General features: G+C 70.7%; 19 protein-coding genes and 1 tRNA gene. 12 read left to right on the top strand and 8 right to left on the bottom strand.

Annotated elements, in window-relative coordinates; all coding sequences use genetic code 11:
• Positions 1-94 precede the first annotated feature (94 nt).
• The 3 genes from AC1DYG_RS06190 to AC1DYG_RS06180 all read left to right on the top strand — a co-directional run bounded on the left by AC1DYG_RS06190 (position 95) and on the right by AC1DYG_RS06180 (position 2511).
• Positions 95-1576, top strand: a complete 1482-nt coding sequence (locus AC1DYG_RS06190; protein ID WP_477639014.1) for an alkaline phosphatase family protein — start codon at positions 95-97, stop codon at positions 1574-1576.
• A gap of 96 nt (positions 1577-1672) precedes the next feature.
• Positions 1673-2296, top strand: coding sequence for an HhH-GPD-type base excision DNA repair protein (locus tag AC1DYG_RS06185; protein WP_477639013.1), 624 nt, complete (start codon positions 1673-1675; stop codon positions 2294-2296).
• A gap of 11 nt (positions 2297-2307) precedes the next feature.
• Positions 2308-2511, top strand: a complete 204-nt coding sequence (locus AC1DYG_RS06180; RefSeq protein WP_477639012.1) for a hypothetical protein — start codon at positions 2308-2310, stop codon at positions 2509-2511.
• Positions 2512-2628: 117 nt separating this feature from the next.
• Here AC1DYG_RS06180 and AC1DYG_RS06175 read toward each other — a convergent pair whose 3' ends face one another.
• The 3 genes from AC1DYG_RS06175 to AC1DYG_RS06165 form a co-directional block, all read right to left on the bottom strand.
• A complete protein-coding gene (locus tag AC1DYG_RS06175; protein ID WP_477639011.1) occupies positions 2629-3966 on the bottom strand; it encodes an ABC1 kinase family protein in 1338 nt (445 codons plus the stop codon).
• Entirely contained in the window at positions 3963-4946 is a 984-nt protein-coding gene (locus AC1DYG_RS06170; RefSeq protein ID WP_477639010.1) for a hypothetical protein, read from the bottom strand. Before AC1DYG_RS06170 ends, AC1DYG_RS06175 begins: the two co-directional genes overlap by 4 nt.
• Positions 4947-5107: 161 nt before the next feature.
• On the bottom strand, positions 5108-5266 hold the full coding sequence (locus AC1DYG_RS06165) for a DUF5679 domain-containing protein (RefSeq protein ID WP_091788997.1): 159 nt from the start codon (positions 5264-5266) through the stop codon (positions 5108-5110).
• A gap of 132 nt (positions 5267-5398) precedes the next feature.
• Between AC1DYG_RS06165 and AC1DYG_RS06160 the strand changes: the two genes are divergently transcribed.
• The 4 genes from AC1DYG_RS06160 (at position 5399) to AC1DYG_RS06145 (ending at position 9261) form a co-directional block, all read left to right on the top strand.
• Entirely contained in the window at positions 5399-6223 is an 825-nt protein-coding gene (locus tag AC1DYG_RS06160; protein ID WP_477639009.1) for an enoyl-CoA hydratase/isomerase family protein, read from the top strand.
• Positions 6224-6256: 33 nt separating this feature from the next.
• Positions 6257-7507 (top strand): acyl-CoA dehydrogenase family protein, encoded by a 1251-nt coding sequence (locus AC1DYG_RS06155; protein WP_477639008.1) that lies wholly within the window; start codon positions 6257-6259, stop codon positions 7505-7507.
• Positions 7504-8577 (top strand): phosphotransferase family protein, encoded by a 1074-nt coding sequence (locus AC1DYG_RS06150; RefSeq protein ID WP_477639007.1) that lies wholly within the window; start codon positions 7504-7506, stop codon positions 8575-8577. The genes AC1DYG_RS06155 and AC1DYG_RS06150 overlap by 4 nt, the downstream gene beginning before the upstream one ends.
• Positions 8578-8691: 114 nt before the next feature.
• The gene (locus AC1DYG_RS06145; RefSeq protein WP_477639006.1) at positions 8692-9261 is read left to right on the top strand and encodes a M48 metallopeptidase family protein; all 570 of its coding nucleotides are present in this window, start codon (positions 8692-8694) and stop codon (positions 9259-9261) included.
• Between the two features lie 41 nt (positions 9262-9302).
• Here AC1DYG_RS06145 and AC1DYG_RS06140 read toward each other — a convergent pair whose 3' ends face one another.
• A complete protein-coding gene (locus AC1DYG_RS06140) occupies positions 9303-9887 on the bottom strand; it encodes an NUDIX hydrolase (RefSeq protein WP_477639005.1) in 585 nt (194 codons plus the stop codon).
• Positions 9884-11419 (bottom strand): zinc-dependent metalloprotease, encoded by a 1536-nt coding sequence (locus AC1DYG_RS06135; RefSeq protein WP_477639004.1) that lies wholly within the window; start codon positions 11417-11419, stop codon positions 9884-9886. The genes AC1DYG_RS06140 and AC1DYG_RS06135 overlap by 4 nt, the downstream gene beginning before the upstream one ends.
• A gap of 61 nt (positions 11420-11480) precedes the next feature.
• On the opposite strand from AC1DYG_RS06135, the gene AC1DYG_RS06130 reads away from it, so the two are divergent.
• From AC1DYG_RS06130 to AC1DYG_RS06120, 3 genes are read left to right on the top strand one after another with little or no spacing between them, the layout of a single operon-like run.
• Positions 11481-12641 carry an NAD-dependent epimerase/dehydratase family protein gene (locus AC1DYG_RS06130; protein ID WP_477639003.1) on the top strand — a complete coding sequence of 387 codons (1161 nt, stop codon included), beginning with the start codon at positions 11481-11483 and terminating at the stop codon, positions 12639-12641.
• On the top strand, positions 12638-13090 hold the full coding sequence (locus tag AC1DYG_RS06125) for a molybdenum cofactor biosynthesis protein MoaE (RefSeq protein WP_477639002.1): 453 nt from the start codon (positions 12638-12640) through the stop codon (positions 13088-13090). Before AC1DYG_RS06130 ends, AC1DYG_RS06125 begins: the two co-directional genes overlap by 4 nt.
• Positions 13087-14283, top strand: coding sequence for a YlbL family protein (locus AC1DYG_RS06120; RefSeq protein ID WP_477639001.1), 1197 nt, complete (start codon positions 13087-13089; stop codon positions 14281-14283). Before AC1DYG_RS06125 ends, AC1DYG_RS06120 begins: the two co-directional genes overlap by 4 nt.
• A gap of 27 nt (positions 14284-14310) precedes the next feature.
• Here AC1DYG_RS06120 and AC1DYG_RS06115 read toward each other — a convergent pair whose 3' ends face one another.
• Positions 14311-14865, bottom strand: coding sequence for a PPA1309 family protein (locus AC1DYG_RS06115; RefSeq protein WP_477639000.1), 555 nt, complete (start codon positions 14863-14865; stop codon positions 14311-14313).
• A 158-nt stretch (positions 14866-15023) separates the two neighbouring features.
• On the opposite strand from AC1DYG_RS06115, the gene AC1DYG_RS06110 reads away from it, so the two are divergent.
• Both AC1DYG_RS06110 and AC1DYG_RS06105 read left to right on the top strand, forming a co-directional pair.
• Positions 15024-18104 (top strand): UPF0182 family membrane protein, encoded by a 3081-nt coding sequence (locus AC1DYG_RS06110; RefSeq protein WP_477638999.1) that lies wholly within the window; start codon positions 15024-15026, stop codon positions 18102-18104.
• A gap of 115 nt (positions 18105-18219) precedes the next feature.
• A tRNA-Met gene (locus AC1DYG_RS06105) sits at positions 18220-18296 on the top strand.
• A 322-nt stretch (positions 18297-18618) separates the two neighbouring features.
• Here AC1DYG_RS06105 and AC1DYG_RS06100 read toward each other — a convergent pair.
• The gene (locus tag AC1DYG_RS06100) at positions 18619-19878 is read right to left on the bottom strand and encodes an MFS transporter (RefSeq protein WP_477638998.1); all 1260 of its coding nucleotides are present in this window, start codon (positions 19876-19878) and stop codon (positions 18619-18621) included.
• A complete protein-coding gene (locus AC1DYG_RS06095; protein ID WP_477638997.1) occupies positions 19875-21248 on the bottom strand; it encodes an MBL fold metallo-hydrolase in 1374 nt (457 codons plus the stop codon). Before AC1DYG_RS06095 ends, AC1DYG_RS06100 begins: the two co-directional genes overlap by 4 nt.
• Positions 21249-21262: the final 14 nt, after the last annotated feature.

Below are 21262 nucleotides of genomic sequence, written 5' to 3'. Positions count from 1 at the left end.
CGAACCCGCCGGGACCTTCCGCTCTGGAGGTCGTCCCGGCGGGTTCTTCCTTGTCCGGAGGTCTTGAGCACACTCGACTCGTTATCGTCCGGACATGTCCCGCGAAGCCGTCGTCATGGCGCTGACAGCCCCCGACCTGTCCGCCGTGGTCGACCTCGTCGTGTGGGTGGACGAGGGGGTCGCCCACGCCGCCAACCACCTGGGTGTGGTCCGGTTGCACGTGGACGGCCATCACGAGGTGGTGTCGGGCGTCGATCCTGTGGCGAGCGAGGACCCGATGGCGTTCCTGCCCTACGGGGCGGAGCTGGCCGCAGCGGGTCCCCGGGTGTCCACCGACAACGCCTACCCGTATGCCGCGCAACGGATCCTCTCGTTGTTCGGCGACGCCGACCGCAGTCCCGACGTCGCGGTCGTGCACACCCCGAGGCACCACTTCCCCGACCAGGGCGGACATCTGGGCGAACACGGTTCCTTGGACGTGATCCAGTCGCGAGCGCCGTTGGTCATGTCCGGCCCCGGCGTCGCCAGGCTCGGCTTCGTCGACGACCACGCCCGGCTGGTCGACGTGGCACCGACCCTCGCCGTGCTGGCCGGGGTGCCGGAGGCGGACCTGCGCGACGGCAGAGGTGAGGCGCTGGACGGCCGCGTGCTCGCGGCATACCTCGAACCCGTGCCCGCAGGGCAGCGGCGCAGGGTGGTCGGCATCCTGTGGGACGGAGCGCACTGCGGCGACCTCCTGCACCTCGCCGAGGTGGGGGAGCTATCCGGACTGGCCCGGCTGATCGAGCACGGGCTGGCGTTGAGGGGAGGGGCGGTCGCGGAGTTCCCCAGCGTGACCCTGACCAACCACACCTCGATCCTCACCGGGGTCGGACCAGGGCGGCACGGGGTGCTGGGCAACGTGTACTACGACCGGGCAATGGACGAGCAGGTCGTGCCCAACAACGCCGAGACCTGGCATCGGAGCGCGGAGTGGCTGCGCCCGGGCGTTCGGACGGTCTTCGAGATGGTGAACGACCATGTGCAGCAAGGAGATTCGCCCCGGACAGCGAGTGTGAACGAGGCGATCGACCGCGGGGCCGACTACGGGACGATGGCGCTGCTGCGGGCAGCGGGCGGGTTCGAGGCGGCGACCAACGGCATGGGCGACCTGCTGCCCGACCCGGATGCCTCGCCGTTCGTGCAGCGGGCCGAGCACCTCGAGGACGCGTACTTCCGGTGGGGTGTGCAGGTCGACGACATGGGGCTGCAGCAGATGCTCCAGCTCTGGGAGAACGCCGAGGAGGCGCCGACGCTGACCTGGTGGGCGCACGTCGTGACCGACGCGGGGCACCACGCGGGCGGACCGAGGTCGGCGATGGCGCGCGACTCGTTGCGGCAGAGCGATGCCCGGCTGGTGGCCTTCCTCGACCACCTGGAGGCCTTGGGGGTGCTCGACGAGGTGACCTTCCTGCTGACGGCCGACCACGGGTTCGAGGGGGCTGACCAGAGTGTGACCGGCTCGTGGAAACCCGCCCTCGACGCGCTCGGCATCCCCTACCGCGACGAGGGCCCCGGCTTCGTCTACCTCCTCTGACGGGCCGTCCCCGGCCGACCCAGGGCGGCACCAGCCCCGGGTCGCGCGCAGGATTTCTTCCAATTGGGTCCGAACCCGCAGGCTAGGCTTGTCCGCATGGCTACGCAGATCCGGATCGCCCAGGACGAGGCCGCTGACGAGGTGCTCAGCAAGGATCCGTTTGCCCTGCTGGTCGGCATGCTGCTCGACCAGCAGTACCCCATGGAGCACGCGTTCCGGGGGCCGTGGAAAATCCTCGACCGGTTCGGGACCCTGGCGCCTGATGCGATCGCGGCGGCCGAGACCGAGGCCTTCGCCGACCTGTGCGCGACGCCACCTGCCATCCACCGGTACGGCCGGTCCATGGCCGGGCGCGTCCAGCAGCTGGCGACCGTCGTGCGCGACCAGTACGACGGTCGCGCCGAGACCATCTGGACCGACGCCAAGGATGCCCGCGACCTGCTCGACCGGCTCAAGGCGCTGCCCGGTTTCGGCGACCAGAAGGCTCGCATCTTCGCGGCACTGGTGGCCAAGCAGCTCGACGTGCGACCGGCGGGCTGGCAGGAGGCGATCGGCCCCTATGCCGAGGACGGCTCCTACCGCTCGGTGGCCGACGTCGTGGACGCGTCGTCCCTGGTCAAGGTGCGCGAGTTCAAGCAGGCCGCCAAGGCTGCTGCCAAAGCCAAGGCCGCCACGGTCGCGACCAAGCCCGCGGCCCGGTCCGTGAAGTCGCCGAAGTAGGACAACCGACCGTGTCCGACTCGGAGCGGGCCGAAGCGGGTGAGCCCGGGCCTCCGGTCTGCGCCACCTGCGGCACGACGGCGTCAGATCCCGCCCTGGCGACGATCACCTGGGCCCGCGGCGTCGAGAACGGCCGCGACACCTGGACCTGCGACCGCTGCAGCCGCGAGCACCTGCGCAGCATCGAGGGCAAGCTCGACTCCGCCTGGTGGTGACCCCCGTCCCGAGGACGGCGCGACCGGTGCACCTGTTGCCTCCTGGTGGTCACCGGACCCCCGAAACAGGCGGTCTGTGACGATCTCCCGGCAACAAGTCGCGGGGCGCTCCCGCCGTCAGGCGACGGGCGGGGGGAGGTGACGCAGCTTCATACCGGGCATGTGGTCGACCACGATCTGGCGAGCGGGCACGGTCCCGCCGAGCTGGCAGAGCACACCGATCCCGCCCAGCCAGACCCGGTGGATCAGCAGGTAGGACGGCGGCAGGTTGAGCTTCATCCCCACGAGGAACTCGGGCCGCCGGATGTCGTTGACGTGCGCGGCCACCCCCCGCAGCCAGGGCCGGCTGAAGGTGAACTCCGCGTGCGTCAGGGGCTCGATGAACGGCTGGAGGTACTCGAGCAGCGCCTCGGCGTCGAGTGACATCGACGGCTTGATGAAACCCTCGGACCGCAGGCCCTTCTCCAGCTCGGGGGCCTCGGAGCGCAGGGCCGCACTCACCAGCGAACCCATTGCCGGCGGCAGACCTGAGGGCAGCCGGTTGACGGCGCCGTAGTCGATGACGCCCAGTCGCCCGTCGTCCAGCAGCCGGAAGTTGCCGGGGTGGGGGTCGGCGTGCAGCAGCCCCGCGCGAGCCGGCCCGACCAACAGGAAGGCCATGTAGCGGGCCGAGGCGGCATTCCGCTCGTCCGGCGTGCCCGACGCCACGATCTGGGACAGGGGAGTCCCGTCCATCCACTCCGAGACGATGACGTGCTCGCTGTTGACGAGGACGTCCGGCACGGCGAAGTGCGGGTCGCCGCGGAACGCCTTGGCGAAGGTGCGCTGGTTGGCCGCCTCCAGGTTGTAGTCGAGCTCCTCGCTCATCCGCGACTTGAGCTCGTCGGTGATCGGCTTGATGTCCATGCCGGGGATCCAGCCGCCGGCCAGGCGGGCCACGCGCGCGAGCTGGTTGAGGTCGGACAGCAGGGCCTTGCCGGCGCCGGGGTACTGGATCTTGACGGCCACCTCGCGCCCGTCCCGCCAGACCGCCTTGTGCACCTGACCGATCGAGGCGGCAGCGGCAGGCGTGTCCTCGAACGACTGGAACTTCGCCGTCCGCCAGCGCAGCCCGAGCTCCTCGGCGAGCACCTTGTGGACCGTGGCTGCGGGCAGCGGCGGCGCCGCCTCCTGCAGCTTCGTGAGGGTCGCGCGGTAGGGCCCGGCCATCTCCTCGGGCAGGGCCGCCTCCATGACCGACATCGCCTGCCCGAACTTCAAGGCCCCGCCCTTCAGCTCGCCGAGCACCTTGAACAGCTGCTCGGCCGTGCGGGCCTGGAGCTCGGCCGCGACGGCCTCGGCGGGCTTGCCCCCGACCCGCTTGCCGAACCCCATGGCGGTGCGCCCGGCGAAGCCGAGGGGCAGGCTGGCCAGGCGGGCCGTGCGGGTGACGGCGCGGCGGGGGAGTTCGTTCACCCGGCCATTCTCGCCTGTGCGGGGGTGTTGACGTGGGCGGGTCGCCCAGACGTGTCGGATCCCACCGTGCAGCCGCACCGCGGGTGCACCTCCCACTGCCGCTGGCGCACCCGCGGCCACGGCAGCGAAACCTCCAGCGAACGCCCCAGCGGGAGCACCTGACCGTCGAGCACGGCGAGGGCCACCATGGCGGTCATCGACGTGGCCAGCCCCACGAGGGTGGTCTCGCCGCTGACCTCCGTGCCGGCGCCGACCCGGGCCGGGAGCAGCTGGCCGAGCAGGGCCGGCCATCCGGGATCGCGGTCCGCGCGGGCGAGGTCCAGGCAGCGCAGGCACGGCCCGTGGGGCACGACGACCGGCCCCACCACGGCCTCCAGCCCGTGCAGCACCACAGGCACGACGGGTATGCCGCGGGCTCGCCACGGTCCCGCGGCCGCCGAATCGAGGGCGCCGCTGCCGACCAGGACGACGAGCGCAGGCGCGGTCGGGGCGCCCCGTCCGCTGAGCGACTGCTCCCAGTCGTCGGCCACCTCGAATCCCTGTCGCACGGTTCCCACTCCGGCGTGGCGCAGCTCGGCGGCCACGGCGGACGGCAGCTCGCCCCGTCCCACGACGAACAGGTGAGCGGCGCGACGTCTGGCCAGCGCGGCATACCCGTGCAGTGGTGGCGTGGCGGTGCGCAGCAGCGCCTGCGCATCGTGGGTGAGCAGGGCACGCACCGGTGGCGGCAACGAGATCGGGTCACCGGCCTCGACGACCAGCCCGTGCCCGAGGAGCAGGTCCAGGAGGTCCTGCCCGGCCGCGGAGCGCAGCACCGCAGGCACCTCGCCCGTGCCGTCGAGCGACTCGAGGGCCGACACCTCGTCCTCGTGCAGCCCGTCGAGGACGACCGCGTGGTCCGGGTCCGTGCCGAACTGCACGCATCCGGCGCCCCGGCGAAACACGGGCCACAGGGTCTTGAGCAGGGGTCGTCCGGTCACGCGGCCAATCTCGCACAACCTCCGGGGCCGGCTGCCAGTCATCCACAGGGCTGCGAGACATGCGCACCAGTGCTGGAGCCCCAGCCGGGAACGCCGCGAGGGGCGGACCCGACCGAAGTCGGACCCGCCCCTCGCGATGGAAGGCCTGGGTGGTGCTGGTGTCAGGCCTTGCCGAGAATGCGGTTCAGGTTGGTGCCGCACACGGGGCAGACGCCCTTGGCCATGCGACGGCCGTTCGTCTCCACGACACGGCCCTCGGCCTCGCGCTTCTCCTTGCACTTCACGCAGTAGAACTCGCCCTTGTAGGTCTCTTCAGCCATCGCCATGTCTCCTCTTGTTCACGGCACACGGTGCGCCGTCGGACTTCGGCCAAACTTAGACCATGCTGAGCACAAAATCGCGCAAGGGGGGCCTGTGCGTCGTGCTCAGGGCCCACGCCTAGTCTTCGCCCCATGAGCGCACAGCCGTGGTGGGAGACCGAGCTCGAAGACCTGCGAGCCGAGCTGCGAGAGGCCTCGGGCCGACGAATCGCGGTGGTGACGTTGGACCTTCCGGAGCGTCGCAACTCGATGAGTACCGCCATGACCGCGTCATGGGTGAGGCTCATGGGGTTGCTGCGCACCGATGAGGCGCTCGCGGCGGTGGTGGTCACCGGCGCGGCCCCGGCCTTCAGCGGCGGTGGTGACCTGTCGTGGATCGTCCAGGACCCCGACGCGTCCGTCAGCGAGCTGCGGACGCGCATGCTCACCTTCTACCGCTCGTGGCTCTCGATCCGCGACCTCGAGGTGCCCACGATCGCGGCCGTGAACGGCGCGGCGATCGGTGCCGGGTGTGCCGTCGCCCTCGCCTGTGACATCCGGTATGCCGCCGCTGACGCCAGCCTGGGTGTGCCGTTCACCTCCTTGGGGCTGCACCCGGGCATGGCGACGACCTGGTCGCTGCCCAACATCGCCGGGCACGCCGTGGCCCGCGACCTGTTGCTCACCGGTCGCCTCGTCAGCGGCGCCGAAGCAGTCGGGCTCGGCCTCGTGTCCCAGGCGCTGCCGACCGACGAGGTGCTCCCCGAGGCGATCGCCGCGGCTGAGCGGGTGGCGGGGGCCGCGCCCATCGCCACGCGGCTGACCCTGCAGGCACTGCGCGACGGTGGGCACGCGAGCTTCGACGACGCGCTGCAATGGGAGGCCCTGGCCCAGGCGGTCACGCTCGCGACCGACGACCTGCACGAGGGGATCGCAGCGGCGGCGGCCAAGCGGCGACCGACCTTCCACGGCCGCTGACCCGCCCGGGCAACCTTCACTAGGGTCGAGCGCATGGACTTCTCCCTGTCACCGCGTGCCACCGACCTGCGCGACCGCGTCCGGGCGTTCGTCGACACCGAGGTCGAACCCGTCGAGGTCGGCGTCCACGCCGAGATCCTCAGCCGGCGTGAGGGCGGCGGCGACCCGTGGACCCCCTTGCCGGTCATCAAGGAGCTCCAGGCCAAGGCCCGTGCCCAGGGGCTGTGGAACCTGTTCCTGCCCAAGGAACACGCGGGCCGGTATGCCGCCGACTTCGGCACCGATGGCGGCGAGGGGCTGTCCAACGTCGACTACGCGCCGGTGGCCGAGGAGATGGGTCGCTCGGCGCTGGCGCCGCTGGTCTTCAACAGCAACGCCCCCGACACCGGCAACATGGAGGTGCTCCTGAGGTACGGCTCGCCCGACCAGCAGCGCGAGTGGCTGGAGCCGATGCTCGACGCGCGGATCCGCAGCGCGTTCTGCATGACCGAGCCGGACGTCGCCTCCTCCGACGCGACCAACATGGCCGCCACCGCAGTGGTCGAGGGTGACGAGGTCGTCGTCAACGGGCGCAAGTGGTTCTCCACCGGGGTGGGCAACCCCGAGTGCAGGATCCTGGTTTTCATGGGGCTGTCCGATCCGGACGCGGACCGCCACTCGCGCCACACCATGGTCCTCGTGCCGCGCGACACCCCCGGCGTCAAGGTCGAGCGGATGCTCTCGACGATGGGCTACTACGACGAGCCGCTCGGGCACGGCGAGGTGTCCTTCACCGACGTCCGCGTCCCGGTGGCCAACATCCTGCTCGGGCAGGGTCGCGCCTACGAGATCGCCCAGGGCCGCCTCGGACCGGGCCGCGTGCACCACTGCATGCGGACCATCGGCCTGGCCGAGCGATCGCTCGAGCTGGCCTGCGAGCGGGCCCTGGCGCGGACCGCGTTCGGCAAGCCGATCGCCAGGCTCGGGGGCAACCTCGAACGCATCGCGGACGCCCGCATCGCCATCAACCGCTCGCGTCTGCTGGTCATGCACGCGGCGTGGCTGCTCGACCAGGGCATGTCGACCGAGGCGTTGTCGGCCGTCAGCGAGATCAAGGTCGAGGTGCCGAGCATGGCGCTCGACGTGATCGACCTCGCCGTCCAGCTGCACGGCGGCGGCGGCATGACCACGGACTTCCCCCTGGCCGCGGCCTGGGTGGGGGCGCGCTCGCTGCGACTTGCCGACGGGCCCGACGAGGTGCACCGCAGCGTGGTCGGCCGGATCGAGCTGGGCAAGCACCGGTGAGTGCCGTGGCCGGCGCCAAGCCGGTGCGCTCGGAGGACGCCTTCGACGTCGACGCTGCAGTCGGGTGGCTGCGCACCCACACCGACCCCCGGTATGCCGCGGGGCTGGCTGGGCGGCCGGAGGTGCTCCAGTTCTCGGGGGGTGCGTCCAACCTGACCTATCTCCTGCGGTTCCCCGACCTCGACCTCGTGCTCCGTCGCGGCCCCAGCGGCACCAAGGCCAGGGGTGCCCACGACATGGGTCGCGAACACCGGATCCAGTCAGCGCTGGCACCCGTTTTCCCTTATGTCGCAACGATGGTCGCGTTCTGCGACTCCCCAGCGGTCATGGGCGGCGACTTCTACGTGATGGAGCGCCTCGTGGGCACGGTGCCGCGACGCGAGATGCCGGTGGACCTGTCGCCCGCCCAGGCCGGTCGGCTGTGCGAGTCCATGCTCGACGTCTTCGTGGAGCTGCACTCCGTCGATGCCGCGGCGTGTGGACTCGACAGCCTCGGCAAGGGCGAGGGCTACGTCCGACGACAGGTCGAGGGCTGGTCGGCGCGCTACCGCAAGGCGCACACCCCTGGTCAGCCCGACCTCGAGCACGCCATGGCCTGGCTCGACGAGCACCAGCCTGCCGACGTGCGCAGCGGCGTGATCCACAACGACTACAAGCTCGACAACCTCGTCCTGGCGCAGGACGACCCGACCCGGATCGTGGGCATCTTCGACTGGGAGATGGCCACGGTCGGCGACCCGCTGATGGACCTCGGCGCGGCGCTTGCCTACTGGGTGCAGGCCGACGACGACGAGGACTTCCAAGCCTTCCGTCGAGTGCCGACCCACCTGCCGGGGATGCTGACGCGCGAGCAGATGATCGCCGGCTACTGCAAACGGATGGACGTCGACATCACCCCACGGCAGGCGCTGTTCTACCAGGCCTACGGCGTGTTCCGGCTCGCGGTCATCGCCCAGCAGATCTACTACCGCTACGCCAATGGTCAGACCACCAACGAGGCCTACGCAGTGTTCGGGCCGGCTGTCCAGATCCTCGACCGACGGCTGCGCAAGCTCCTTTCTGCAACCTGAGCGCCCCAGGGGGCGCTCAGGTTGCGGTATGGAGCGCACCGGGAGCGGCGGGAAGTGCACCGGGAGCGGCGCGGATCACGGGAGTTGTCGGCGTGCTCGCCTATCGTGGTGGGTATGGGGAGCACCGACGTCGAGGTCCGTCGCAGCCGCAAGCGCCGTCGCACCGTGAGTGCCTACCGCGAGGACGGGCGCACGATCGTGCTGATCCCTGCCCGGTTCACCAAGGCCGAGGAGCAGCAGTGGGTGGCCACGATGCTCGACAAGCTGGCCAAGGGTGACAAGCGCCGGCGCCCGAGCGACGCCCAGCTGCGCACCCGCTCGGTCGAGCTGTCGCAGCGCTATCTCGGTGGCCAGGCCCGACCGAGCAGCATCCGCTGGGTCACCAACCAGAACTCCCGGTGGGGTTCCTGCACTCCGTCCGACGGCACGATCCGGATCTCCACCCGAGTCAAGGGCATGCCGGGCTTCGTCCTCGACTACGTGATCCTGCACGAGCTCGCCCACCTGCTCTCGCCGGGCCACGGCCCGGACTTCTGGGCCCTGCTCGAGGGCTACCCCCGGCTCGAGCGCGCCCGCGGCTACCTCGAGGGGGTGGCGGGGACGGCCGGCCTCGACCTGTCCGACGGAGAGACCGACAGCGACGAGCTGGGCCAGGCCGCCCTGGACTTCGGTCCCAGCGACTGACGGGTCCGACTGACGCCAGCCTCCGTCCGACTGGGCTCTGCCTAGGAGACCAGCACCCGTCGGGCTGCCTCGGCCAGCGGCCGGATCTCTCCAGCGCTGGCCCCCGGGAGCCCGTCCACCGGCCACCACGCCACGTCAAGGGACTCCTCGCTCACGGCATACGCGTCCTCGTCACTGGCCACACCGGCATACCTCAGGTCGAGGTGTTCGCTGCACCGACCGAAGCCCGCGGCGAGTAGAGCGTGCCGGTCGAGGTGGACCAGCTCGGGATGCAGCACGAGATCGGCAAGGCCCGACTCCTCGCGCGCCTCCCGCGACGCGGCCCCGAGCACCGAGTCATCGCCGGGTTCGAAGTGGCCACCGAACTGCAGCCAGATCCCGGCTTTGGCGTGCAGGGTGAGCAGCACCTTGTCGAGGGAGGCGTTGAGAACCAACGCGCTCGCGGTGAGGTGGGCCGGTGGGCCCTGCTTCGACAGGGCGTCCGGGTGCGCCATGCAGTGGCCGAGCAGTTCCACCCGCAGGCGCTCCTGCGGCGCGTCCGGTGCCTGCCACCCGTCGAGGACGCGCAGGGCGTCGTCGCGCAACGCGAGGTATGCCGGGGGCACGTCCGTGGGCGAGCCCGTCACCGTCCATCCCTGTCGGGGGAGGCGGGATCAGTGGGGCCGTCGTGCTCGCCACTGGAGTCGCCCTCGCTGAGGAGCTGGTCGAGGGCGGCGTCGAGGTCGGCGCTGTCGGACCTGCCGTAGCGCTCGACGTAGCCGAGGGGATCGTCGAGGTCGGCGCCGGTCGGCGCGACGTCGGGGTGTCCCCAGGCGCCGTCGCGCCCGGCGGCCCCGTGGCTGGCCTCGAGGGCGGCCCACAGGTTGGCGGCGTCGCGCAGCCGCCGAGGTCGCAGCTCCAGTCCGACCAGTCCCGCGAAGGCCTTCTCGGCCGGACCGCCGGTGGCTCGCCGACGCCGCACGGCTTCGCCGAGGGCGGCCGCTTGAGGAAGGTGGCCGCGAGTGGTGCGGTCGGCGACGACGTCGACCCAGCCCTCGACCAGGGCGAGGTAGGTCTCGAGGCGGTCCAGCGCCGCGCGTTGCGCCGCACTGGGGTCCGGGCGGAAGAGCTGGTCCTGCAGCGCAGCCTGCAAGGCGTTCGCGTCGCTGGCGTCCACCGACTCGAGCGCGGTCTCGATCCGATCGGTGTCGATGCTGATGTCGCGGGCGTAGTCGCGGACTGCCGCCACCAGCTGTGGCCCGATCCACGGCACCTCGGAGAACAGCCGGACCCGTGCGGCCTCGCGCACGGCGAGGTAGATGCGGACCTGGTCGAGGTCCACGCCGAGTCCGTCGGCGAAGGCCTCGACGTTGGCGGGGAGCAGGGCCACCGACCGGTCGGGCACGAGGGGCAGACCGACCTCGGTGCCGCTGACGGTCTCGGTCGCGAGGGCGCCCACGGCCTGGCCGACCTGCAGCCCGAACATCGCACCACTCATCTTGGCCAGCATCGGCTCCATCTGTCCGAGCATCGCCGCGGGGTCCATTCCTGCGGGCAGGATCCCTTCGGGCAGGCCACCCTCACCGAGCTGCTGCAGCTGGGCGCGCATGGCGTCCCCGACGGCTCGTCCGACGCCTTCGGCGACCGGCTCGACCAGGGTGCGCCACGTCGGCATGGTCGCCTCGACCCATTCGGCGCGGCTCCAGGCGTGGGTCGTGATGCCGGGTGCCTCGAAGGCGGTCACCTCGTCGAGCCAGAGCTCGGCGACCTGGACGGCCTGGTCGAGCTGGCGGCGGGCCGCGTCGCCGACCACGGCGTCGCCCGCCTCGGACACCGTCTTGCGAGCCGTGTCGGTCGCGAGGGTGAGGTTGAAGGCGTCGGTGTCGGTGCTGGCGAACATGGACTGCATCTGGCCGACCATCATCTGGAGCATGGCGGGGTCGACCTGGTCGATGCCCATGTCCTTGAGGGCCTTGGCCATGTCAGGGTCCACCTCGCCTCCGGTGAGCCTGGCCAGCACGGCCTCGATCTCCGGCGAAAGCCCCGAGCCCGAGGGAGAGTCGTCGAACGAGTCGTCGAAGGACTCGTCGGACGCGTCGTCGGGCTCGTCACGCGGGTCGCGTGAGTCGCTGGGGTCGTGGGGGTCTGGGTCGTTGCGGTCATCGGGAAGGTCGGGCACAACTGCTCCTCAGCGGTCCTGAGAGGATGGTCTCTCACTAGACAACCACGCGGAGGCCACAGTGAGTTCCCCCGGGCGGGCTGGACGGGACGCCGTTCGCTCGCGGCGTAGCGCCATCGACGTCGCGGTGATCGGCACGGCCGGTCCTGCGAGTCGTGCGGTGGTGCGGGCCCTGGTCTCGGCCGCAGCCCGAGGGTCCACCACGACAGGACCCGCCGGGGCCGTCGAGGAGGCCCGCATCGGTGCCGTGGTGGCGATCGACACCGAGCCGAGCTCGGTGGGTGGCGTGCAGTTCCGTCACGCCGACCCCGGCGAGCCGGGCCTGGTGAAGGCGCTCGCGGGAGCCCACGCCGCGGCATACGTGGCGGTGAGCACCAACCTCGCGCGCGACCTGGCGTTGGGCGCCCGGTTGCGCCGCGAACGCAGCCTTCGGATCGCCCAGACCGTCATCACCGCCGCCGCGGCCGCAGGGGTCCGCCACCTGGTCGTCGTCACGTCGGCGCAGACCTTCGGGGCGCTCGCCGACAACCCCGTGCCCCTCGAGGACGACGCGCCGCTGCGCGCGCCATCGGACGGGGGGCAGGTCGGTGACCTGATGGATGTCGAGCAGCTCATTCGCGTGGCCCGCGACGTGCACCCGGGACTGGTCATCACGGCGGTGCGGCCCGCGGCCCTGGTCGGCGGCGGCGTGGACACCGTCGTCACCCGCCATTTCGAGGCACCTCGGCTGCTCATGCTGCGAGGCGCCGAACCCGCGTGGCAGTTCTGCCACGTCGACGACCTGGGGTCGGCCGTCGCCCTCGTGATGTCGCAGGGACTCGGCGGCGAGGTCACGGTCGGCGCGCCCGGCCACCTCACCCAGTCCGACCTCGAACGGCTCACCGGCATGCGCAGGGTCGAGCTGAGCATGGTGGCGGCGATGGGAACTGCCGACCGCCTCCACCGCGTTGGGGTGTTGCCGGCACCCGCCAGCGACCTGGCCTTCGTGGCCTTTCCCTGGGCAGTGTCTGCCCGCACCCTGCTGGGTCGCGGCTGGGTGCCGGTCCACGACAACGAAACCTGCCTCGGCGTGCTGCTGGACACCATCCGGGGTTCGCATGCAGTGGCGGCCCGCAGACTGGACCGCAAGGATGCCGCCCTGGGGGCGGCCAGCGCAGCGGTGGCCCTGGTGGGCACGGCAGCAATCATGCGGCGACGCCGCAGGAAAGGTTCGACGGCATGACCGACCCGGTCACAGAGCTCGACAGCGAGCCCACGGTGGTGCTCAGCGACGTCCGCGACGAACCACTGAGCGTCGACGAGGTGCTCGCCCTCGTGCAGCACCCGCAGTGCGGGGGCATCGCCCTGTTCGTGGGCGTCGTGCGCGACCACGACCACGGCGCGCCGGTGTCGGCGCTCGACTACTCGGCCCACCCCAGCGTGGTCGAGACCCTGGAGCGGGTATGCCGCGAGGTCGCCGCCCGCCACCACGTCGCCCGCCTCGCGGCGGTGCACCGCGTCGGGCACCTCGAGATCGGCGACCGCGCCGTGGTGGCGGCGGTCTCGGCTCCGCACCGCGGCGAGGCCTTCGAGGCCTGCCGTGACCTCATCGACACGCTCAAGGGGACGGTGCCGATCTGGAAGCACCAGCTGTTCACCGATGGCAGCGACGAGTGGGTGGGGCTCCCGTGACCGAATCCCACCAGCAGCACTCGCCGCCGGTCGGGCACGCAGCAGACGCTGCAGCGAGCGACCATGCAGCGAACGAGCAGGCAGCGAACGAGCAGGCAGCGAACGAGCACGTGCCGCACCAGGCTCCGCTCGGCGACGACCCCTACCGGCTCAGCCGGCGGTCGACCGCTGCCCTGGTCGGCTTCTTCCTGCTGATCGCCCTGGGGGCCGTGTCGAGCATGGTCGGCCTGCCCTATGTCGTGATGAAGCCCGGACCGATCACCAACACCCTGGGCACCCTCGACGGCAAGCAGCTGATCACCGTCTCGGGCGCGCAGACCTTCCCGACAGGGGGAGCCCTCGACTTCACCACCGTCCGCATCGTCGGCGGCCCGGGCAAACGCGTGACCGTGTGGAACCTGCTGGCGGCCGCGATCGACCCCAGCGAGGACGTCGTCGACGAGGAGCTGTACTTCCCCAAGGGCATCACGGACAAGCAGGTCGAGGAGGAGAGCACCGCCGAGATGATCGACTCCCAGCAGGAGGCCGTGGCGGTGGCGCTGAAGGCCCTCGGCAAGAAGGTCGTCGAGCACGTCGTCATCGGCCAGGTCGCCAAGGACGCACCTTCGGCCGCCCTGCTGAAGGCCGGCGACGAGATCGTCACCATCGACGGCAAGCCGGTGGCCGACTCCACCGCGGTGCGGGCCGGCGTGGGTGCCCACAAGCCTGGGGAGACGGTCGCGCTCGGGTTGGTCCGGGGCGGCAAACCGCTCACGGTCCAGGCCCAGACGCGCGAGGCCGATGGTCGCGCCACAGTGGGCGTCTTCCTCGGCATCCGTTTCGAGTTCCCGATCGACGTCAAGATCAACGCCGGCAACGTCGGAGGCCCGTCGGCCGGGACGATGTTCTCCCTGGCGGTCTACGACACCCTCACGCCCGGCCCGCTCACCGGTGGGCAGAAGATCGCCGGCACGGGCACGATCAACGCGGCCGGCCAGGTGGGTCCGATCGGCGGCATCCAGCAGAAGCTCGTCGGCGCCCACGACGGGGGTGCCGCGTGGTTCCTCGCTCCGGCGGACAACTGCGACGAGGTCGTCGGCCACGTCCCCGACGGACTGCGCGTGGTCAGGATCGCGACCTTCGACGAAGCCAGGACCGCGGTCGAGGCGATCGCCGACAAGCGCGCCGACTCCCTGCCAACCTGCACGCGATAACGGCAAGGGGTATGCCGCGGGGCTGGCTCAGCCCTGCAGGGTCGCCTTGAGTGCGTGGACGAGGCCGGGTGCGATCTGGTCGCCGAGGGCGACCTTGTCGTCGCTGTCGTTGGCACGCTGGCGAAGCAGGCAGCGGCTCTGACCGTCACGGGTGACGGCGACGAGCAGCCGGACGTCCTGGCGGGCCGGGTGGGAGGCCAGCGCGTCGACAGCCGACTCCGTGTGGTCCGGCAGGTCGCGCTCGGCCTCCGGCGGGACGACGATGCGCTCGACGGCCAGGGCGGCGCCCACGACGCTGTCCGGCCATGCGATCCCTCCGAGCAGGCTCTCGAGGTTGGAGGTCGGCGGCAGGTCCTCCTGCTCGATCGCACTCAGGGCGCCCTCGGCCAGGTCGGAGCCGCGCATCTGGGCGCGCAGGTGCGGCTCGCGCTCGAGGAGCTCGGCCGTGGGCACGAGTGCGAACAGCCGCGGGTTCTGGTCCCACCCGGAGGCAGCGACGTGGCGTTCGGTGTCCAGGGCGGCGATGGACAAGGGGTCGGCAACGGGTTGGGAGTTCTGGCTCACGCGCCCATGGTGCCCCATGGCGCGTGGTGGCCGGCCACGCGGCATACCCAGGGCTTGCACAGCTGGTGCCGAAGCGTGTCCAAGGTGCGCGTGGGAACCACTGGGGCGGTCGGTAAGTTGGACCCACTACAGCAGGCGGCCTCGCTGGGCGGTCGCACGGGCAGATCGGGCGTGGCGTGAGTTCTTCTGAGTGGTTCGGCCAGGGCGAGTCGGGCGCCGAGGGTGCCCGTCCCGAGGGCACTCCGCGCGGGGCAGGGTCGGGAGCAGGGGGCCGCCGTCCTCCGTCGCTGTCCTTCAACAGACGGCGTGGGCCGCTGGTCCCGACCGTCGTGATCCTGGTGGTCCTCGGGTTCCTCGTGTCGATCATGGCGTCCGTGTGGACCGAGGTCTTGTGGTTCGACTCGGTGGGCTACGAGGGCGTCTTCGTCACGCAGCTCACGACCAAGATCCTGCTGTTCGTCGTGGGCTTCGTCCTCACTGCGGCCGTCGTGGCCTCGAGCCTGCTCATCGGCTATCGCACCCGGCCGATCTATGCGCCGGTGACTCCGCAGCAGCAGAACCTCGACCAGTACCGCGAGGCGATCGAGCCCCTGCGCAAGATCGCGATGTTCGCCATCCCCGGCATCCTGGGCCTTCTCGCGGGCACCGGTGCGGCGGGCCAGTGGAAGACGTTCCTGTTGTGGCGCAACGGCGTCCCGTTCGGCAGCAAGGACGCGCAGTTCCACCGCGACCTGTCCTTCTTCGTCTTCACGTTGCCGTGGGTGCAGTTCCTGCTCGGGTTCTTCACGATGGTGCTCGTGATGGCCACGCTGGCCGCGGCCTTCACGCACTACGTCTACGGCGGGCTGCAGATCCAGGCTCGGGCTGAGCGCACCTCGCGGGCCGCGCGCACCCACCTCGCGATCCTCGTCGCGGCCCTGGTCCTGGTCCGGGCGGCCACCTACTGGTTCGACCGCTATGCGCTCGCGACCAAGGACTCACCGCTGCTGACGGGTATCCGCTACACCGATGCCCACGCGGTCCTGCCGACCAAGGCGATCCTCGCCGTGGCCGCCCTGATGACCGTCGGTCTGTTCATCGCTTCGATCTGGACCCGCTCCTGGCGGCTCCCGGTGGTCGGCGTCGCCTTGCTGGTGATCACCTCGATCGTCGTCGGGAGCATCTACCCGGGGCTCTACCAGCGGTTCAAGGTCCGCCCGTCCGAGAAGTCCCTCGAGCAGGTCTACATCGACCGCAACATCAAGGCGACCCGCGCGGCCTACGGGATCGCCAACGTCGACACAGGGGGTTACACCGCGACGACGGAGGCAAGTCCGGGGCAGCTGCGCAACGACGCGGAGACCATCCCCGGCATCCGGCTGGTCGACCCCATCGTGGTCTCCCCGACGTTCAAGCAGCTCCAGTCGGTCAAGTCCTACTACGCCTTCCCCGACGCCCTCGACGTCGACCGCTACAACATCAACGGCAAGGTCAACGACACCGTCGTGGCGGTCCGCGAGCTGGACCTCGACGGCCTGCCGCAGAACCAGCGCAACTGGCTCAACGACCACACGGTCTACACCCACGGGTTCGGTGTGGTGGCGGCCTACGGCAACCAGCGTGGCGCCGACGGCCAGCCGGTCTTCTACGAGCAGAACATCCCCCAGATGGGTCCGCTTGGCCAGTTCGAACCCCGGGTCTACTTCGGTGAGCAGTCGCCCACGTACTCCATCGTCGGCAGTGCCGCCGGTTCCAGGGCGCGTGAGTTCGACTACCCCGACGGCAGCGCAGCCGGACAGAAGAACAACACCTACACCGGCAAGGGCGGGGTGCCCCTCACGTCCTTCCTGCGCAAGTCCGCCTATGCGCTCAAGTACCGCGAGCTCAACTTCATGCTGTCCGACGCCGTCAACGACAAGAGCCGGCTGCTCGACCACCGCGAGCCGATCGAGCGCGTGCAACGGATCGCCCCCTGGCTCACCCTCGACGGCAACCCCTATCCGGCAGTCGTCGACGGGCGGGTGCAGTGGATCGTCGACGGCTACACCACCACTGCCGACTACCCGTACTCACGGCTGACCGAGATCGACAGCGCGACCTCGGACTCGACGACGGCGAACTCGCAGTCGGTGCGCCCCATCGGCACCGGTCAGGTCAACTACATCCGCAACTCGGTGAAGGCCACCGTCGACGCCTACGACGGCTCGGTGAAGCTGTACTCCTGGGACGACAAGGACCCGCTGCTCAAGGCGTGGTCCAACGCGTTCAAGAACACAGTGCTTCCGATGAGCGAGATCAGCGGCGACCTCATGTCGCACCTGCGCTACCCCGAGGACCTGTTCAAGGTGCAGCGCACGATGCTCAACCGCTACCACGTGACCGATGCCGACTCGTTCTACGGCGCCGGTGACTTCTGGGAGGTGCCGGAGGACCCGGCTCAGGAGGGCAACGTCGACCAGCCGCCCTACTACCTCACCCTGAAGATGCCCGACCAGACGGGCGCGCGCTTCTCCCTGACGACGACCTTCAAGCCGATCGGCGACCGGCAGGTGCTGTCCGGCTTCCTGGCCGTCGACGCGGATGCGGGGTCCACCGACGGAAAGCGCAGCGACGACTACGGAACGCTGCGACTGCTCACCCTGCCCAAGGACAGCCAGGTCCGTGGGCCGGGCCAGGTGCAGAACGACATCAACTCGTCGAACGTCACCTCGCCCGACTCGACCCTCAACCTCAGCCAGTTCCTCAACAACGCGCGCCAGACGGGGTCCCAGGTCACCCTGGGCAACCTGCTGACCCTCCCGGTCGGCGGTGGGCTGTTGTACGTGCAGCCGATCTACGTGCGGGCCCAGGGCACCTCGGCGTTCCCACTCCAACGAGCCACCGTGGCCGCGTTCGGCGACAAGCTCGCCTGGGCCTACACCCTCGACGGCGCCCTGGACGGCCTGTTCGGCGGCAACTCCGGGGCCAGCGCTGGCGACTCCGGCTCGACTCCGACGACGCCGCCCACGGGTGGGACCCCGACCACCCCCACCACCCCGCCGCCGGCTGACGCGGCCGCGCTGGCCAAGGCCCTGGCCGACATCCAGACGGCCTACGACGCGGGTCAGAAGGCGCTCAAGGCAGGTGACTTCGCGGCATACGGCACGGCCCAGAAGCAGCTCGCCGACGCCATCGCGCGCGCTGTCGCTGCCGCCCCGAAGGGCGGGTCGGTGACGGTGACCCCCACGCCGTCAGCGACCACCACGACACCGGCGCCCACCGGGACGTCGACTCCCTAGCGGCTGCGCGCGGGCTCGGCGGAGGCTGGCCACGAGCTCGGCGGAGGCTGGCCACGAGCTCGGCGGAGCCGATTTGGTTCTGGCGCATGGGCTCCCGTAAGGTGGTGTCTACCGACGCGGGGTGGAGCAGCTCGGTAGCTCGCCGGGCTCATAACCCGGAGGTCGCAGGTTCAAATCCTGCCCCCGCTACCACGAAGTAGCAGGTCAGAGGCCCTTTCCCTTCTGGGAGAGGGCCTCTGGCGTTGGCACGTGTTGCCAAATGTGTAGCCAACCCATGCTGGGACACTTCCGGATGAGCGAGACGCGCCGGAACGGCTGGGACGAGGCAGAAATGCATGAGACGGCGCGCCGGAGGCGTCTGGACGTCATTTTCGGGGGGGGGTCGCCGGGTCGGTGTCCGGGCGATCGCCGGATTCTGCGCTTCCTCGCCCCCACTGATTCTCATCACGCGGTTCGATCCCGGGCGAGCGAGTCGCTGCAATCAGGGGCCCCGCGCTCTGGTGGCGCGGCGGCCTCAGGCGGGCTTGGCCCGGGTGAGCGCTCCGTGTGTTTCGTACATACGCTGGGCGACGACGAGTGCGGACGTAGCGGTCATTGCCGCGATCAGCCAGATCGCCGCGCGGACGCCGAGGGTGTCGGCGAGTACTCCGGTCAGGAGCGCGCCGACCGCGAATCCGAGGTCTCGCCAGAGTCGGTAGACGCCGACGGCGCGTGCTCTCCAGCTGGGGTGGGCGACGTCGCCGATGCTGGCCAGCAGGGTGGGGTAGACCATGGCCGTGCCGGCGCCGAGCAGCACGGACCCCAGGGCCCATGGCGTTTGCGAGTTAGCGGTCGCGATGATCGCCAGAGCGGCAGCTTGGAGCAGCATGCCGCCGGTGATGAGGTGTTTGCGGCCCCAACGGTCTGACAGTGCGCCGGTGGCGAGTTGCCCCACGCCCCAGACGGCGGGGTAGAGGGCGACGAGGATGCCGGTCTGGCCAAGCGACAGTCCGGCGGAGGTGAAAAGAACCGGGAACAGGCCCCAGGCGAGGCCGTCGTTGAGGTTGTTGACCAGGCCGGCTTGGCTGGCCGAGGAGAGGGCGGGCTCGCGGAAGCTTGTCAGCACGAGGACTTCCCGGTCGGTCAGGTCCTCGGAGTCGGCACGGGTCGCGGCCTCGTGCTCGGAGTGGGGACGGGTCTCCCGGACCCAGAGCGTGGAGAGGCCGAGGCCGAGCGCGGTGTAGGCGACGCCCAGCAGGAACGGCTCGGGCCGAAGTCCGGCGTTCGCTGCGATGGCGCCTGTGAGCAGGGCGGTCACGGCAACCGCGAGGTAGCCGGCGGACTCATTGAGGCCCATGGCTAGGCCCCGGTGTCGGGGCCCGACCAGGTCGATCTTCATGATCACGGTGGTGGACCAGGTCAGCCCCTGGCTGATGCCGAGCAGGACGTTGGCGGCGACGACGATCCACCACTGGGGCGCCCAGATGAGGAGCAGTGGGACGGGAAGGGCGACCAGCCAGCCGGCGACCAGGACGGGCTTGCGGCCGTAGCGCTCGGACCAGGTCCCGGCGAAGTAGTTGGTGACGGCCTTGGCCAGGCCGAACGCGAGGATATAGGTCAGCGCTGCAGTGTAGGAGTCGAGCCCGAACTCCTGGGTGGCAAGTAACGGCAGGACGGTGCGTTCCTGGCCGAGGGTTCCGCCGACCAGAGCGTTGACGGCAAGGAGTAGGCCGAACTGGGCAGCGTTCGCTCGTACGCCGAAGACGGGAGACGCCGACGTTCCTGCCCGTTTCACGGGCCGCTGGCCAGGTCCTCGCCGTTGGCTGAGGCCCAGTGCTGAGGGTTGCCGGCGAACACGGCGACCTGGGTGAATCCGGCTCCGGACAGCAGCGATGCCGCTCCCATGGCACGTTCGCCGTGTCCGCACATGACCACGGTCGGCACGTCGGTGAGGTGGCCGAGCACGGCAGGGAGGTCGCCGAGCTCGATGTTGAGGGCACCAGGGACGTGTCCGGCTCGGTACTCGGCCCCCTGACGGATGTCCAGGACCCGCATGGTGGCCGCGGCGCCTGCCGCCTCGCTCGCCTCGACCAGCGGCACCGAGGTGGTCGGTAGGCACGCGGCGGACCACGCGTCCTGGCCGCCGGCCAGCTCGCCGATGATGTTGTCGTAGCCGATCTTGGCGGCCTGCCAGAGCACCTCGTCGACGTTCTGGTCGGGTTCGCGGAGCACGACGAGTGGTTTGTTGTCTGGTGCGAGCCAGCCGAGCCAGCTCGCGAACGCGGGCCGTAGCGGGATCGAGAGGGCGCCCGAGGGGTGTCCGGCGGCGAAGGCGGTCACCGGGCGGACGTCGAGGATCACGGCGCCGGTGGCCTGCGCGGCGGCGGCCGCCTGCGGTGTGAGCTGCTCCAGCCCGAGCCGACCGGGCAGGATCGCTGGTCCGCGCCGGTTGACCTCGCCCAGTCTCAGGAAGTAAGGCGGGAACGAGCCGAGGCTGCCGAGCAGCCGAGCGACGAACGCGTCCTCGTCCGCGGCGGCCAGCAGTGGGTTCGCGGCGCGTTCGGAGCCGATGGTGCTGGTGCGGGCGGACCCGGCGGGTGCGGCGCAGAAGGAACCGGCGCCGTGGGTCGGCCACACCTCGACGCCGTCGGGCAGCTCCAGCAGTCGCTGCACCGACCGGTACTGGGCCCGGGCGAGCTCGATCGTGCGGTCGGGGTCGACAAGATCGGTTCGTGCAACTGCCCCGACCAGCAGTGAGCCCCCCGTGAAGACACCGACGGGATGCCCGCCGTCCAGCAAGAGGTAGGACAGGTGCTCATCGGTGTGCCCGGGAGTCCCGAGGACGCGCAGCCGCAGGCCCCCGAGGTCGAACTCGTCGCCGTCACTCAATCCGTGGTGGTCGAACATGCGGTTCCCGGCGGCCGAGGCCAGCACCGTCGCGCCCACGGTCGCAGCGAGCTGGCGAGCGCCGGAGATGAAGTCCGCATGCAGGTGGGTGTCCGCGGCGACGGCGATGCGAAGACCGCCGGCCTCGGCGGCCGCCTCCAGCGCGCGAAGGTCACGACTCGGGTCCACGGCCAGGGCGCGGCCGTCGCCGAGGTCGACCAGGTATGCCGTGTTGCCCAGCCCCATGTCCGCGATCTGGAGCGTGAGGGGTTGCGTCATGTGCTGTTCGGCTC

The organism is Pedococcus sp. P1_H8, from assembly GCF_056405175.1.
The sequence above is the reverse complement of the archived record's forward strand: the minus strand, read 5'-3'. Positions and strand labels throughout refer to the sequence as shown.